Source organism: Kitasatospora herbaricolor (genome assembly GCF_030813695.1).
Taxonomy (GTDB): domain Bacteria; phylum Actinomycetota; class Actinomycetes; order Streptomycetales; family Streptomycetaceae; genus Kitasatospora; species Kitasatospora herbaricolor.
Map to the genome: position 1 here is coordinate 3,948,622 of NZ_JAUSVA010000002.1, position 14,332 is coordinate 3,962,953.

Genomic DNA, 14,332 nt, shown 5'->3' on the forward strand with positions numbered 1-14,332 from the left:
TCTTGTCCCCGTGCCGGATCAACGGACGGACGCGGGGGCCTTGTTCCCTTGTGCCCTCCGCGGTCCTCCCACGCCCCGGGCCGGCCGGGCCGGGGGCGCGCCCGGACGGCAGCACGGACCGCCCGGCCGGTGCCCCCGCCGCCGGGCGCGGGCCGGGCCGGGCTCAGAACAGGCTGCCGCCCGCCACCTGGAGCACCAGCTGCGGGAGCACCGACAGCACGACCGCCGCGGAGGCGGTGAGGGCGACGGTGGCCGTCAGCGAGGCGGGCAGCCGCAGGGCCGGTGCGGCGGCCTCGGCGACGGTGGCCGGTGCGGCGGCCGGCCCGGGGGAGAACAGCTTCGCCGTCCAGACCAGGTAGTAGAAGAGCGCGATCACCACGTTGGCGGCCATCACCACGGCCAGCCAGCCGAGGCCGGCGTCGACGGCGGCCCGGAAGACCACCACCTTGCCGAACAGGCCGATCACCCCGGGCGGCAGCCCGGCCAGGCAGAGCAGGAAGAAGGCCAGCGCCAGGGCCGTCCAGCGACGGGTGGCGAACAGCCCGCGGTAGTCGTCCAGCCGGTTGCCGGTCGAGCGGCCGACCACGGCGGCCACCGCGAAGGCGCCGAGGTTCACCACCCCGTAGATCAGGCCGTACGCGGCGGTGGCGCCCAGCGCGTCCGGGCCGGGGCGGTAGCCCGCGGCGGCGATCGGCACCAGCAGGTACCCGGCCTGGCCGACCGAGGACCAGGCCAGCAGGCGGACGGCGCCGTGCTCGGTGTCGGGGCGCTGGCGCAGCGCGGCGACGTTGCCGGCCGTCATGGTGAGCGCGGCCAGCACCGCGAGCACCAGGCCCCAGCTGTGGCCGTACGCGCGGAACCCGATGCTGGTGACCAGCGCGAGCCCCGCCAGGCCCGCGGCCTTGCCGACCACCGAGAGGTAGCCGGCCACCGGGAGCGGGGCGCCGACATAGGTGTCGGGCACCCAGAAGTGGAACGGCACCACGGCGACCTTGAAGGCGAAGCCGACCAGCACGAGCACCGCACCGGCCTCGGCCACCGGCTTCAGCTGCCCGGGCGCGTGCGGCAGGGCGTCCGCGATCACGCCGAGGTGCAGGCTGCCGGTGGCGGCGTAGACGAAGCTGACGCCGAGCAGCATCACGGCGGTCGCGGTCACCGAGGAGAGGAAGAACTTCAGCGCGGCCTCGGCGCCCCGGCCGTCCCGGCGCAGCGCGACCAGCGCGAAGGCGGGCAGCGAGGCGACCTCCAGGGCGACGACCAGGGTCGCCAGGTCGCGGGCGGCAGGCAGCAGGGCCGCACCGGAGGCGCTGCTGAGCAGCAGGAACCAGTACTCGCCGCCGGGCAGCTCCGCCTCGTCCACGGTGTGCACCGAGAGCAGGGCGGCGATCAGCGCGCCGCCGAGCGCGAGCAGCTGGAAGACCAGCGCGAAGTGGTCGGCGACGTAGCTGCAGCCGGCGGCGCCCTGGACGTCCTGGAGGCAGAAGGTGCTGCGGGGGGTGCCGCCGGTGAGCGGCAGCAGGGCGGCGACGGCGAGGGCGAGTCCGGCGACGGCGAGAGCGCCGAGCAGCTTCTTGCGGCGCTCGGGCAGGAAGAGGTCGGCGAGCAGGACGGCCAGGCCGGCCAGTGCGGCGATCAGCGGCGGCGCGACGGCGACCCAGTCGACGGACTGGATGAGGCCGCCCGGGTCGGCGACGGCGAGGGAGGTCACAGTGGGCTGCCCCGTGAGGTGAGAGCTGAGCTGCGGACCGAACGTGGTGGCGAGCTGGGCGGCGGGCATGGTCAGCCACCTCCGAGCAGGTGCTTGACGGCCGGGTCGGAGAGACCGAGCAAGACGGCGGGCCACAGTCCGGCGAGCAGGGTGAGGGCCGCGAGCGGGGTCCAGCTGACGGCCTCGTAGCGGCGCAGGTCCGGGAGGTCGGCGGCGGCCGCGGGCTGCCCGGGGTCGCCCATGCAGACCCGGCGGACCACGATCAGCAGGTAGGCGGCGGTGAGCAGGGTGCCGAGCCCGGCCAGCACCATGTAGGTGACGAAGGCGGGCCGGGAGAGCCCGGCGGCCGGGTCGAAGGCGCCGAACATGGCGAGCAGCTCGCCCCAGAAGCCGGCCAGGCCGGGCAGCCCGAGGCTGGCGACGGCGGCGAAGGCGAGCAGCGCGCCGAGCCGTGGCGCCCGTCCGTACAGGGCGGCGCCGGTGGTTCCGGCGAGGGTGTCGAGGTCGGCGGTGCCGTAGCGGTCCTTGAGGGCGCCGACGACGAAGAACAGCAGGCCGGTGATCAGGCCGTGGGCGATGTTGGCGAACAGCGCGCCGTTGACGCCGACCGGGGTGAGCGAGGCGATGCCCAGCAGGACGAAGCCCATGTGGCCGACCGAGGAGTAGGCGATCAGGCGCTTGAGGTCGCCCTTGGCGCCGGGCCGGGCGAGCGCGAGGCAGGCCAGCGAGCCGTAGACGATGCCGACGGCGGCGAACGCCCCGAGGTAGGGGGCGAGGGTGGCCGCGCCGTCGGGGACGATCGGGAGCAGGACCCGGACCAGGCCGTAGGTGCCCATCTTCAGCAGCACGCCGGCGAGCAGCACCGAGCCGACGGTGGGGGCGGCGGTGTGCGCGTCCGGGAGCCAGCTGTGCAGGGGCCAGGCGGGGGCCTTGACGGCCAGTCCGATCATGATCGCGAGGCCGGCGGTGACCTGGGTGGTGCGGCTGAGGCCGCTGCCGTGGGCGTTGGCCAGGGCCTGCATGTCGAAGGTGCCGGCCTTGATCCCGACCAGCAGGAAGCCGAGCAGCATCACGGCGGAGCCGAGCAGGGTGTACAGGATGAACCGGTTGGCGGCCGGCACCTTCCGTCCGCTGCCCCAGCGGGCGATCAGGAAGTACATCGGGATCAGCACGATCTCGAAGGCCAGGAAGAAGAGGATCAGGTCCAGCACCGCGAAGGTGGCCAGCATGCCGACTTCGAGCAGCAGGAACAGCCCGACGAAGGACCGGGCCGAGGGCACGCCCTCGCCGCCGGGCAGCCGCTTCTGCGAGTAGCCGGCGCAGAGCAGGGTGAGCAGCGAGGTCAGCACGATCAGCGGCAGCGAGACGCCGTCGACGCCGAGGTGCAGCCGGACGCCGATCGCCGGGATCCAGGACAGGTCGGTGGTGGCCTGCATCCGGGCCGGCTCGTCGTGGTCGAAGCCGGCCGCGAGCGCGACGGTGAGCAGGAAGACCACGCCGGTGACGGCGGTGTTGAAGCGCAGGGCGCGCCGGTCGGCGGTGGCCGGGTCGGTGCCGAAGACGGGGGCCAGGGTGAGGGCGGCGCCGAGCAGCGGCAGCACCAGGAGGGCGATGAGGACTGCGTTCATCGGGGGCTCCAAACGGGTGCTGCGGCGGGCGGGGCGGGAGGGCGGGGTGCGGCGGCGGGGCCGGTCGGGTCGGTCATCCGCTACACCGCCGCCCAGACGGCGAGCAGCACCACGCCGGCGAGCAGGGCGCTGAGGTAGGTCTGCGCGTTGCCGGTCTGCGCGAGGCGCACGGCCCGGCCGAGCAGCTGGGCCCCGAGGCCGGTGCCGCGCACGTAGGTCTCGACGACCTCGCGGTCGAGGAAGCGGACGAGCCTGGCGGCGGCGCCCACCGGGCGGACGAACAGGGCGCTGTAGAGCCGGTCGACGCCGAAGCCGTGCCGGGCCGGGCCGAACAGCGGGCCGAGCAGGGTGCGGCCGGGGTCGGCGGGCGGCTGTTCGACCGGCGGCGGGGTCTCGGCCCGGCCGGGGACGCGGCCCTCGGCGGTGGGGCCCAGCGGCCGGGCGGCGGCGAGCCGGGCCGCGGTGACCCGGGCGGTGCCGGAACGCCAGGCGGCGTACGCGATCAGGATGCCGATCACGGCCAGGCCGGTGCCGATCACCGCGGTGACCGGGGACGGCCGCAGCGAGCCGCCGTCCAGCAGGGCGGGCAGCCAGTCCGAGCGGACGCCGGCGATGCCGAAGCCCATGGTGGGCACCGCGAGCACCCAGAGCGGCCAGCGCATCGCGGACGGCTCGGCGGTGGCCGGGTCGGCCTCGTCCACCTCGGGCGAGTACGGGGCTCCCGGCTCGGCGCCGGTCGGGGCGGGCGCGGGCGGGGGCACGGCGGCCGGGGTGTGGAAGGCCACCAGCCAGAGCCGGGTCGCGTAGGCGGCGGTGATCAGGGCGGTCAGACCGGCCGCGACCAGGACGATCCAGCCGGCCGTGGCGGGCACGGCGGAGGCCGGGCCGACGCCGTTGGTGATCGCCTCGCCGGTGGCGGCGTGCTCGGCGGCGGTGAGCACCGCCTCCTTGCTGAAGAACCCGGAGAACGGCGGCAGGCCGATCAGGGCGACCAAGGCGATGCCGGTCGTCCAGTAGGCGTCCGGCACCCGGCGGCGCAGCCCGGGCATCCGGGACATCGCGGAGATCGAGTTGGTGTGCGCGGCGTGGATCACCACGCCGGCGGCGAGGAACAGCAGGGCCTTGAAGGCGCCGTGGCTGACCAGGTGGAAGACGGAGGCCTCGCGGTCGCCGCTGGCCAGCGCGCCGGCCATGTAGCCGAGCTGGCCGACGGTGGAGTAGGCGAGGACGCGCTTGAGGTCGTCCTGGGCGAGCGCGCAGAGCGCGGAGCCGATCATCGTCACCGCGGCCATCACGGCGAGCACGATCAGCGCGGCACCGGAGAGCAGGAAGACCGGCAGCAGCCGGGCGACCAGGTAGATGCCGGCCGCGACCATGGTGGCGGCGTGGATGAGCGCGGAGACCGGCGTGGGGCCGGCCATCGCGTCCGGGAGCCAGGTGTGCAGCGGGAACTGCGCGCTCTTGCCGGCGACGCCGGCCAGCAGCAGCAGGGCGGTCAGCGTGGGGTGGCCGAGCCGGCCGTCGCCGGCGGCGGACAGCACGTCGCTGATCCGGAAGCTGCCGGCGTCGGCCCCGAGCAGGAAGATCCCGAACACGAACGGGACGTCGCCGAGCTTGGTGACCAGGAAGGCCTTGAGCGAGGCGGAGCGGGCGTCGGCGGTCTCCCAGTGGTGGCCGATCAGGAAGTACGAGCAGATGCCCATGACCTCCCAGCCGACCAGCAGCACGATCAGGTCGCCGGAGTAGACGACCACGAACATCGCGGCCGTGAACAGCGAGACCAGCGCCGCGTACGAGGGGTAGCGCGGGTCGTCCTTGAGGTAGGCGGTCGAGTAGACCTGCACGCAGGTGGCGACCAGGCCGACCAGGACGGTGATCACCGAGGTGTAGCCGTCCAGCTGGATGGCGAGCGAGATCTCGGGGCCGCCGGTCGGGGTGAGCCGGGTGGCGGTGTCCAGGACCTGGCCGGTGCCGAGCTGGAGGGCGACGACCAGGGCCAGCACGGCGGAGGCGGCGACCGGGAGGATCGCCAGCGGCCGGGCGAAGCCGGGGGCGCGCCGGCCGGTGGCGAAGGTGGCGGCGGCGCCGAGCGCGGGCAGCGCGGGGACGAGCACCGGGAGGGCGAGGTTCATGCGGCGGCCCGGCCCTTCAGGGTGTCGGCCGCGGCGGGCGCCTGGGCGGCCTCGGCCGGGTCGCCGAGGGCGGTGATCCGGTCGATGTCGGCGGTGCCCCTGGTCCGGAAGACCAGCAGGACGATCGCCAGGCCGAGTCCGATCTCGGCGGCGGCGACGGTGATCACGAACAGCGTGAGGGCCTGTCCGGCGTGCAGCGAGTCGCGCAGCCAGGCGTCGAAGGCGACCAGGTCCAGGTTGACGGCGTTGAGCATCAGCTCGACGGACATCAGCACCAGGACGACGTTGCGCCGGGCGAGCACGCCGTACACGCCGACGCTGAAGAGCAGCGCGGCGAGGACGGCCGGGTAGGCGAGGTGCATCGGAGGTCAGCGCTCCTGCGGAGGGGTCGTCGAGGCGGCGGGCGCCGGGTCGGCGGGCTTCGGGGCTCCGGCGTCCGGTCCGGCGGGCGCGGGGACGGCGCGGCCCGGGGTGCCGACCGGCTTGCCGGCCCGCAGCCTGCCGGCACGGGGGGCCGGGACCTTGCCCCTGCCGCCGCCGCGCGACAGCACGACGGCTCCGACCAGGGCGGCCAGCAGCAGGACGGACAGCGCCTCGAAGGGCAGCACCCAGTGCCGGAACAGGCTGGTCCCGGTCGCCCGGGTGGAGCCGCCGCCGGCGCCGAGGTCGATCCAGGCGCTGCGGAAGGCGTCCACCATCAGGGTCACCAGGGTGCCGGCGGCGGCGAGCGCCACCACCAGCGCCACCCAGCGGTTGCCGGAGTCCGCGTCGGGCGAGCGCCCGATCGGGGCCTTGGTGAGCATCAGCCCGAACAGCACCAGTACCACGACCGAGCCGAGGTAGATGAGCACCTGCACCCAGGCGATGAACTCGGCGGTGAGCAGCAGGAACTCCACCGCCAGCCCGCCCAGCGCGACGACCAGCCAGAGCGCGGCGTGCACCAGCTGCTTGGTGGTGACGGCGACCAGGGCGGAGCCGAGCACGGCGACGCCGACCAGCAGGAAGACGATCTCGACGCCGGTCGGGGAGAGGAAGGAGCGGGCGGCGGGCTCCAGCGGGCCGGCCGCGGCGAACAGGGCACTCACTCGGACCCACCCGCCTCGGCGGCCGCGGCGGCGGCCAGCTTCTCGGCCGCCTTGCGGGCGGTGGCGATCTCCTTGGGCTCCTCGGCCGCCGGGTCCAGGGCGGGCGGCGCCGGGACGGTCCACATCCACTCGCGGAGCTTGTCCCGCTCGTGGGTCAGCTCCAGGATGTCCGTCTCCGCGTACTCGAACTCCGGCGACCAGAACAGCGCGTCGAAGGGGCAGACCTCGATGCAGATGCCGCAGTACATGCAGAGCGAGAAGTCGATCGCGAACCGGTCCAGCACGTTGCGGGTGCGGGCGCGGGCGTTCGGGTCGGCGGCGGGCAGCGTCTCCTTGTGGGAGTCGATGTAGATGCACCAGTCCGGGCACTCGCGGGCGCAGAGCATGCAGACGGTGCAGTTCTCCTCCAGCAGCGCGATCACGCCGCGGGTGCGCGGCGGGAGCTCGGGCTGCACGTCGGGGTACTGCGCGGTGACGGTCTTCTTCGTCATCGTCCGCAGGGTGACGGCCAGGCCCTTGGCCAGGCCGGAGCCGGGGAAGCTCATCAGGAGATCGCCACCTTGATGACGCCGGTGAGGGCGAGCTGGACGAGGGCGAGCGGGATCAGGACGGTCCACGCGAACCGCATCAGCTGGTCCTCGCGCAGCCGCGGGTAGGTGACCCGCAGCCAGATCACCACGAAGGCCAGGGCGAAGGTCTTGAGAACGGTCCAGAGCCAGCCGAGGTCGTCCGGCAGCGGCCCGTGCCAGCCGCCCAGGAAGAGCACGGCGGTGAGCGCGGAGACGACCAGGATCCCGGCGTACTCGGAGAGCAGGAAGAACGCGAAGCGCAGGCCGGTGTACTCGGTGTACGCGCCGAAGATGATCTCGGAGTCGGCGACCGGCATGTCGAACGGCGGGCGCTGCAGCTCGGCCAGGCCGGCCGTGAAGAAGACGAACGCGCCGATCGCCTGCCAGGGGATCCAGTACCACTCGAAGGCGTCCACGATGCCGGGCAGCGAGAGCGTCCCGGCGGCCATCGCCACGGAGGCGGCGGCGAGCACCATCGGCAGCTCGTACGACATCAGCTGGGCGGCCGTGCGCAGGCCGCCGAGCAGCGAGAACTTGTTGGCGGAGGCCCAGCCGGCCATCAGCTTGCCGATCACGCCGACGCCCATCACGGCGAGCACGAAGAACAGCCCGGCGTCGACGGCCTGGCCGACGAAGCCGTCCGGGCCGACCGGGATCGCCAGCAGCACGATCAGGTACGGCAGCAGCGAGACGGCCGGCGCCAGCTGGAACACCCGACGGTCCGCCCCGGCGGGGACGATGTCCTCCTTCTGGGCGAACTTGACGCCGTCGGCGACGAGCTGGGCCCAGCCGTGGAACCCGCCCGCGTACATCGGGCCGAGCCGGCCCTGCATGTGGGCCATCACCTTGTGCTCGGTCTGGCCGATGATCAGCGGGAAGGTGAGGAAGACGACGAGCGCGGCGGCGCAGCGCAGCAGCGTGTCGAGCAGGTTCACGCGCTGTCTCCTTCCTGGGTGGGCTTCTCGGGTCCGGCCGCGGGGGCGTCGGGCGTTCCGGCCTCGGGCTTTCCGGCCTCGGGCTTTCCGGCCTCAGGCTTTCCGGCCTCAGGCCGCGGGGCGGCGGGCTCGGACTCGGCCGCCGTCGGCCGCGCGGGCTCGGACTCGGCGGACTCGGACTCGGGCTCGGCCTCGGGCCCGGGCTCCGCCGGCTTCACGGGCCCGGGTGCCGGGGTGGCCGCCGGTTCGGCGGGCCCGTGCGCGGGTACCGGTGCGTGCCAGGGCGCGTCGGAGGACTGCGTCCGGGCGGGCGCCGGCGGCGTGGCCGCCGCGGGCTTCTCGGCGGGCGTCCCGGCGGGCGTCCCGGCCGGAGTGGCCGGAGTGGCCGCCGGGCCGGCGGCGGCCTGGCTGGCCGACCCCTCGGTGATGGACCGGGTGCGCCGGGGCCGGTCGGCCCGGATCGCCGGCCCGCCCTCGGCCGCGGCTCCGGCGGCACCAGCAGCGGCGCCACCGGCGGCGGCACGCGGGGGACGCCCCGCCGCACCGGCCGCGCGGGCACCCCGGGCGGGGCGTTCGGCGACCGGCGGCAGGGTGCCCTTGAGCGGCCCCCACTCGTTCGGGTCGGGCACGCCGGCCGGCTGCATCTTGCGCCGGGCGGGCCCGTCGCCCTCGGACTCGCCGGGTTCCTTGGCGCCGGGCCAGGCCTTGGCGACCCGGGCCGCGAGGACGAACTCCTTGCGCAGCGGATGGCCCTCGAAGCCGTCCGGCAGCAGCAGGGTGACCAGGTGCGGGTGGCCGGAGAAGTCGATGCCGAACATCTCGTGCGTCTCCCGCTCGTGCCAGCCGGCACCGGCGTAGACGCCGACGGCCGTCGGCAGCGCGGCCCGTTCGCGCGGCACCCGGGTGCGGACCAGCAGGTGCCGGACGCCGGTGTCGTCGAGGGCGGCCAGGTGGGCGGCGACGGAGAAGCCCTCGGCCAGTTCGTCGACGGCGCTCAGCCAGTCGAAGTAGCGCAGGCCCAGGGTGTCCCGGGCGGCCGTCAGCGCCTCGATCCAGTGCTCGGCGGGCACGTCGACGGTGATCAGCTCGTACGCCTCGGCGGCGGTCGCCCACGCGCCGATCGACGCGGCGAGCTCCTCGGGGGTGCGGTCGAAGCTCACGTGCGGCCGCCCTCGGGCCCGGCGACCAGCGGCCGGCGCAGCGCGGACGCCGGGGCGGCGTAGCGCTCGGGCAGCGATTCGGCCGCGATCTTCTCCTGCAGCTTGAGGATGCCCTGGAGCAGCGCCTCGGGGCGCGGCGGGCAGCCCGGCACGTAGACGTCGACCGGGATGATCTGGTCGACGCCCTTGGTGACCGAGTAGGAGTCCCAGTAGGGACCGCCGGAGTTGGAGCAGGCGCCGAAGGAGATGACGTACTTCGGCTCGGGCATCTGCTCGTACAGGCGCTTGACGGCGGGGGCCATCTTGTCGGTGACGGTGCCCGACACGATCATCAGGTCGGCCTGGCGCGGGCCGGGCGCGAACGGGATGACTCCCATCCGGATGAAGTCGTGCTTGGCCATGGACGCGGCGATGAACTCGATCGCGCAGCAGGCCAGGCCGAAGTTGAAGCACCAGAGGCTGTAGCGGCGCCCCCAGTTGAGCACCACCTTGACCGGGTCCGGCGCCAGCCGGGCGAGCGGGCCCAGCCGCGGCGGCTCGGCCGGACCGCCCGGCCGGGCGGGGTCGGGCATGCCGAGCGGGACGGCTCCGGAGGAGTCGCCGCCGTGGGCGTGGCCGTGCGGGTGGCTGTGGGTCACGTCCATTCCAGAACGCCCTTCTTCCAGGCGTAGAGCAGGCCGACCGCGAGGAAGCCGATGAAGACGAACATCTCGACCAGGGTGCCCGCGCCGTACCCGGCGGCGGAGAACACCGTCGCCCAGGGGAACAGGTAGACGGCGTCGACCGCGAAGATCACGTACAGGAACGCGTACACGTAGTAGCGGATCTGGGTGTGCGCCCAGTCCTCGCCGACCGGGTCGACCCCGCACTCGTAGGCGAGGAGCTTCTCCGGCGAGTACACCACCGGCCGCAGCAGCCGGTTGGCGGAGAACGCCACGGCGACGAAGAGCACGCCGACGACGGCGAGCAGGCCCACCGCGGCGTACGCGTCGAAGTAGCCGCTGCCCACCGCAGGGTCGGCCGCGACGGCAGCTACCGGCTGCCCCTTCATGCGTTCGCCTCCACATCGGCCTTGCTCCGGGCCCGTCCGGGACATCCCCGGAGGACCGTACTGCCGCGTTCTTTACGCACCCATAACCATCGTCAAGGCGTGAGTCTAAGTGCAGCGCCACCGGCTGCCGTACCCTGCCCGCCAACCAAGACGGGCCGGGCCGGGGCCCGGGTGGGGATAACCCCCGGACGGGTACACGGAACACCCCCATGGCCCCGAGCGCGGCCCACCCGGGAAGCTGGGGGCACGAGCTCGACCGAGAGGGACGGAAGACATCAGATGAAGCCTCTGCTCCACCGCGCGGCGGACACCGTACGGCTGCGCGACGCCCAGGGTGAGCGCGTTCCCGTGTACGGCGGGCAGATGTGGCGGCAGGTCCTGCAGCTGGTCCTCAACCTGCCGCTGGGGATCGTGGGCTTCACCTTCACGGTGGCGCTGATCTCCGTCGGGGTGGCCCTGTCGGTCACCGTGGTCGGGCTGCCGCTGCTCGCCCTCGGGCTGGCGGGGTGCCGCCGGCTGGGGGCGCTGGCCCGGGCCCGGGCCCGCTCGGCCGGGTCGGTGGTGGACGAGCCGGACCCGCTGCGGGTGCGCCGCCCGGGCGTCGCCGGCTGGGCGACCGCCTCGCTCACCGACGGCCTGGGCTGGCGCTCGGCGCTCTACCACGTGCTGCTGCTGCCCTGGGGCATCCTGAGCTTCACCGTCACGGTGGTGTTCCTGCTGGTGGGCTGGCCGCTGCTGCCCTGGATGGTCGGGTTGCAGACCGCGATCGACCGGATCCTGCTGGAGAGCCTGCTCGCCCCGACCGCGCTGTCCGAGCGGGTCCGCGAGCTGGAGGACGACCGGGGCGCGGTGGTCGACACCGCCGCCGCCGACCTGCGCCGGATCGAGCGGGACCTGCACGACGGCGCCCAGGCCCGGCTGGTGGCCCTGGCGATGGACCTGGGCCTGGCCAAGGAGAAGCTGGCCGACGAGCCGACGGCCGACACCGTGGAGACCGCCGCGAAGATGGTCGGCGCCGCGCACGGCGAGGTGAAACTCGCCCTCCAGGAGCTGCGGGACCTGGCCCGGGGCATCCACCCCGCCGTGCTGACGGACCGCGGTCTGGACGCGGCGCTCTCCGCGGTCGCGGCCCGCTGCACCGTCCCCGGCGGCGTCAAGGTGCACGTGGACCTGCGGGCCCCGGACGGCTCCGTCGAGCGCCCCGACTCCGCGGTGGAGGGCATCGCGTACTTCACCGTCAGCGAGCTGCTCACCAACGTCTCCAAGCACGCCGGGGCGCGGACCGCCACGGTGGACCTCTGGCGGGCCGCCGACCGGCTGATGCTGCTGGTCCAGGACGACGGCAAGGGCGGCGCGGCCCCCTACCCCGGCAGCGGACTGGCCGGGCTGGCCGAGCGGATCCGCGCGGTGGACGGGGTCTTCCTGGTGGAGAGCCCGCCGGGGGGCCCGACCACGGTGACGATCGAACTGCCCTGGCGCACCCGGACGACCCGCCGGGCCTGACCCCGGGACGGACGAACGGCCGGGGCTCCGCCGGGACGACGGCGGAGCCCCGGCCGGCCCTGCGTCCGCACCGGCGTACGGGGCAGGGACGGTCCCGGCGGCGTCCGTGGACCCTTGCGCGGTGCGCGGACGGCCGGCCGGGGCCGGGTTGGTGCTGCCGGCCGGACCGGCGGTCCTGGTCCGGCCGGCAGGGTCAGGAGGTGGGCAGGGTGCCCAGGGTGACGTCGGCGGTCCTGGACTGACCGTCCCTGAGATAGGTGACGGTGACCTTGCTGTCGGGGGTGAGCGAGGCCAGCACCGTGGTGAGGGAGTTCAGCGTGGTGATGTCGGTGTCGCCGAGCTTGGTGATCACGTCCCCGACCTGGAGCCCGGCCGAGTCGGCGGGCCCGCCGGAGATCACCGTGACGATCACCGCGCCGGCCGGCTGGAAGTCCGCGTTGAAGAAGGTCCGGGCGGTGATGCCGAGAGCGGCCCGGCCGGAGTTGGTGACCTTGCCGTCCTTGATCAGCTGGTCGGTGATGCTGGTGATGGTGGACGCCGGGATGGCGAAGCCGATGCCGGGGGCGACCGCGCCGTTGCCCTCGGGCTCGGTGGCGGCGAGGGTGTTGATGCCGATCACCTGGCTGGCGAGGTTGACCAGGGCCCCGCCGCTGTTGCCGGGGTTGATGGCGGCCGAGGTCTGCACCATGTTGCCGATGGTGGCCCCCGGGGAGCCCCCGGTCCCGGGCTCGGAGACGGTCCGGCCGGTCGCCGAGACGATGCCCTCGGTGACGCTGCTGGCCAGGCCGAGCGGGCTGCCCATCGCCAGGGTGATCTGGCCGAGCTCGACCTTCTTGCTGTCCGCGAAGACCGCCGGCTTCAGGCCGCTCGGCGGGCTGGTCAGCTTGATCACCGCGAGGTCGGAGTCGGGGTAGCTGGCGACCAGCGTGGCGTCCAGCGACTTGGTGCTGTTGGCCAGGGTCACGGTCATGGAGGTCGCCGTGCCCACCACGTGGGCGTTGGTGACGATGTCGCCCTTGGCGTCGTAGACGATGCCCGAGCCCAGGCCGTTCGCGGTGGTGATCTGGACCACCGACGGCAGCACCTCGGAGATCACCCGCTGGTACTCGTCCTGGAGCTGGTTGCTCCCGGCGGCGGCCGGGGCGGAGCTGCTGGACGTGGCGCCGGGCGAGGAGCTGTTCGAGGTGGAGGAGCCGCTGCTGCAGCCCGCCAGGACCAGCGCCGCCAGCGCCGCGGCCGTGCCGACGGCGACCGGCCGGCGGTCGGGGGTGCGCGGTCCGGTCGGCCGGGGCCCTGCCGGGATCGGGCGGGTGGGTTCCTTCTTGGGGTGCACCTGGCTGCCTCCGGTTCCGTACGCGCGCGGCCCGGCCCTGGGGAGAGCACTCCTCAGGTCGAGGACAGGGCCAGATTTTTGTCAGCATTTCACCTCTTTGTCCGAATCGACGCGCCGACTCGCCCGGCGGGACCGCCCGGACGCCGGCACCGATGTCGATCACCCGGGGCACCCCGTCGAACGGACCGCCTAGGATTCAGCCATGACTTGGTTGATCACCGGCGGGGCCGGATACATCGGCGGGCACGTCCTGCGTCAGCTCATCGACGCGGGCGAGCGGGTCGCCGTCCTCGACGACTTCAGCACCGGCGACCGCTCCCGGCTGCCCGAGGGCGTCGCCGTGGTCGAGGGCTCGACCCTGGACCGGGCCGTGCTGGACCGCGCCATCCGCGAGCACGCGGTCGAGGGCATCCTGCACTTCGCCGCGAAGAAGCAGGTCGGCGAGTCCGTCGAGCAGCCCTTCTTCTACTACCGGGAGAACGTCACCGGCCTGCAGACCGTCCTGGAGGCGGCGGCCGAGGGCGGCGTCAAGCGCTTCCTCTTCTCCTCCTCCGCCGCCGTCTACGGCATGCCGGACGTCGACCTCGTCACCGAGGACACGCCCTGCGACCCGATGAGCCCGTACGGCGAGACCAAGCTGGCCGGCGAGTGGCTGGTGTCGGCGGTCGGCAAGGCCTACGGGATCTCGACCGTCTCGCTGCGCTACTTCAACGTGGCCGGCGCGGCCTCGCCGGAGCTCTCCGACGCGGGCGTCTTCAACCTGGTCCCGATGGTCTTCGAGCGGCTCACCGCCGGCCAGGCCCCGCGGATCTTCGGCGACGACTACCCCACCGCCGACGGCACCTGCGTCCGTGACTTCATCCACGTCTCCGACATCGCCTCGGCGCACGTCGCGGCGGCCCGCCGGATGAGCGCGGACCCGGCCGGCGAAACCTCGCTGATCCTGAACATCGGCCGCGGCGAGGGCGTCTCCGTCAAGGAGATGCTCGACGTGATCGGCCGGGTCACCGGGTACGACGCCACCGGCGAGGTCACCCCGCGCCGCGCCGGCGACCCGGCCCGGGTGGTCGCCTCGGCCGAACTGATCCACAAGGAGCTCGGCTGGAGCGCCCGGTACGGCGTGGAGGAGATGGTGTCCTCCGCGTGGGACGGCTGGTGCAGCCGCCACCCCGGCGCCCGCAGGTAGCCCACGGCCACGCGCAGGGGGCGGGTACCCGGTCACGGGCCC

Annotated in this window: 13 protein-coding genes; 2 read left to right on the forward strand and 11 right to left on the reverse strand. The window is 74.2% G+C overall.

What is annotated here, in order from left to right; translation table 11 throughout:
• Window positions 1-163: 163 nt before the first annotated feature.
• The 10 genes from J2S46_RS17585 to J2S46_RS17630 all read right to left on the reverse strand — a co-directional run bounded on the left by J2S46_RS17585 (window position 164) and on the right by J2S46_RS17630 (window position 10,268).
• On the reverse strand, window positions 164-1,777 hold the full coding sequence (locus J2S46_RS17585) for an NADH-quinone oxidoreductase subunit N (protein WP_191288727.1): 1,614 nt from the start codon (window positions 1,775-1,777) through the stop codon (window positions 164-166).
• Window positions 1,778-1,779: 2 nt separating this feature from the next.
• Window positions 1,780-3,336, reverse strand: a complete 1,557-nt coding sequence (locus tag J2S46_RS17590; RefSeq protein WP_191288728.1) for a complex I subunit 4 family protein — start codon at window positions 3,334-3,336, stop codon at window positions 1,780-1,782.
• An 80-nt stretch (window positions 3,337-3,416) separates the two neighbouring features.
• Window positions 3,417-5,468, reverse strand: coding sequence for an NADH-quinone oxidoreductase subunit 5 family protein (locus tag J2S46_RS17595; protein WP_191288729.1), 2,052 nt, complete (start codon window positions 5,466-5,468; stop codon window positions 3,417-3,419).
• Window positions 5,465-5,830 (reverse strand): NADH-quinone oxidoreductase subunit NuoK, encoded by a 366-nt coding sequence (nuoK, locus tag J2S46_RS17600; RefSeq protein WP_190214033.1) that lies wholly within the window; start codon window positions 5,828-5,830, stop codon window positions 5,465-5,467. The genes J2S46_RS17595 and nuoK overlap by 4 nt, the downstream gene beginning before the upstream one ends.
• 6 nt (window positions 5,831-5,836) lie before the next feature.
• Window positions 5,837-6,553 carry an NADH-quinone oxidoreductase subunit J family protein gene (locus J2S46_RS17605; protein WP_191288730.1) on the reverse strand — a complete coding sequence of 239 codons (717 nt, stop codon included), beginning with the start codon at window positions 6,551-6,553 and terminating at the stop codon, window positions 5,837-5,839.
• Window positions 6,550-7,101 (reverse strand): NuoI/complex I 23 kDa subunit family protein, encoded by a 552-nt coding sequence (locus tag J2S46_RS17610; protein ID WP_191289012.1) that lies wholly within the window; start codon window positions 7,099-7,101, stop codon window positions 6,550-6,552. The genes J2S46_RS17605 and J2S46_RS17610 overlap by 4 nt, the downstream gene beginning before the upstream one ends.
• A complete protein-coding gene (gene nuoH, locus J2S46_RS17615; RefSeq protein ID WP_370882317.1) occupies window positions 7,098-8,051 on the reverse strand; it encodes an NADH-quinone oxidoreductase subunit NuoH in 954 nt (317 codons plus the stop codon). The genes J2S46_RS17610 and nuoH overlap by 4 nt, the downstream gene beginning before the upstream one ends.
• Window positions 8,052-8,053: 2 nt before the next feature.
• Window positions 8,054-9,217 (reverse strand): NADH-quinone oxidoreductase subunit C, encoded by a 1,164-nt coding sequence (locus tag J2S46_RS17620; protein WP_191288732.1) that lies wholly within the window; start codon window positions 9,215-9,217, stop codon window positions 8,054-8,056.
• A complete protein-coding gene (locus J2S46_RS17625; RefSeq protein WP_370882196.1) occupies window positions 9,214-9,861 on the reverse strand; it encodes an NADH-quinone oxidoreductase subunit B in 648 nt (215 codons plus the stop codon). Before J2S46_RS17625 ends, J2S46_RS17620 begins: the two co-directional genes overlap by 4 nt.
• The gene (locus tag J2S46_RS17630) at window positions 9,852-10,268 is read right to left on the reverse strand and encodes an NADH-quinone oxidoreductase subunit A (RefSeq protein WP_229912310.1); all 417 of its coding nucleotides are present in this window, start codon (window positions 10,266-10,268) and stop codon (window positions 9,852-9,854) included. The genes J2S46_RS17625 and J2S46_RS17630 overlap by 10 nt, the downstream gene beginning before the upstream one ends.
• Before the next feature lie 363 nt (window positions 10,269-10,631).
• On the opposite strand from J2S46_RS17630, the gene J2S46_RS17635 reads away from it, so the two are divergent.
• Window positions 10,632-11,771: a sensor histidine kinase gene (locus tag J2S46_RS17635; RefSeq protein ID WP_229912400.1), complete on the forward strand. Its 1,140-nt coding sequence runs from the start codon at window positions 10,632-10,634 to the stop codon at window positions 11,769-11,771.
• A gap of 193 nt (window positions 11,772-11,964) precedes the next feature.
• Here the strand turns inward: J2S46_RS17635 and J2S46_RS17640 are convergent, their stop codons facing one another.
• Window positions 11,965-13,074, reverse strand: a complete 1,110-nt coding sequence (locus tag J2S46_RS17640) for a S1C family serine protease (RefSeq protein ID WP_191289014.1) — start codon at window positions 13,072-13,074, stop codon at window positions 11,965-11,967.
• Between the two features lie 232 nt (window positions 13,075-13,306).
• On the opposite strand from J2S46_RS17640, the gene galE reads away from it, so the two are divergent.
• On the forward strand, window positions 13,307-14,290 hold the full coding sequence (gene galE / locus J2S46_RS17645; RefSeq protein ID WP_191288734.1) for a UDP-glucose 4-epimerase GalE: 984 nt from the start codon (window positions 13,307-13,309) through the stop codon (window positions 14,288-14,290).
• The last annotated feature ends 42 nt before the right edge of the window (window positions 14,291-14,332 follow it).

Excerpts from the sequence above, each read along its gene's own strand:
- J2S46_RS17585 (WP_191288727.1), bottom strand. The coding sequence starts at position 1,777 with ATGCCCGCCGCCCAGCTCGCCACCACGTTCGGTCCGCAGCTCAGCTCT.
- J2S46_RS17590 (WP_191288728.1), bottom strand. The coding sequence starts at position 3,336 with ATGAACGCAGTCCTCATCGCCCTCCTGGTGCTGCCGCTGCTCGGCGCC.
- J2S46_RS17595 (WP_191288729.1), bottom strand. The coding sequence starts at position 5,468 with ATGAACCTCGCCCTCCCGGTGCTCGTCCCCGCGCTGCCCGCGCTCGGC.
- nuoK (WP_190214033.1), bottom strand. The coding sequence starts at position 5,830 with ATGCACCTCGCCTACCCGGCCGTCCTCGCCGCGCTGCTCTTCAGCGTC.
- J2S46_RS17625 (WP_370882196.1), bottom strand. The coding sequence starts at position 9,861 with ATGGACGTGACCCACAGCCACCCGCACGGCCACGCCCACGGCGGCGAC.
- J2S46_RS17630 (WP_229912310.1), bottom strand. The coding sequence starts at position 10,268 with ATGAAGGGGCAGCCGGTAGCTGCCGTCGCGGCCGACCCTGCGGTGGGC.
- J2S46_RS17635 (WP_229912400.1), top strand. The coding sequence starts at position 10,632 with ATGTGGCGGCAGGTCCTGCAGCTGGTCCTCAACCTGCCGCTGGGGATC.
- galE (WP_191288734.1), top strand. The coding sequence starts at position 13,307 with ATGACTTGGTTGATCACCGGCGGGGCCGGATACATCGGCGGGCACGTC.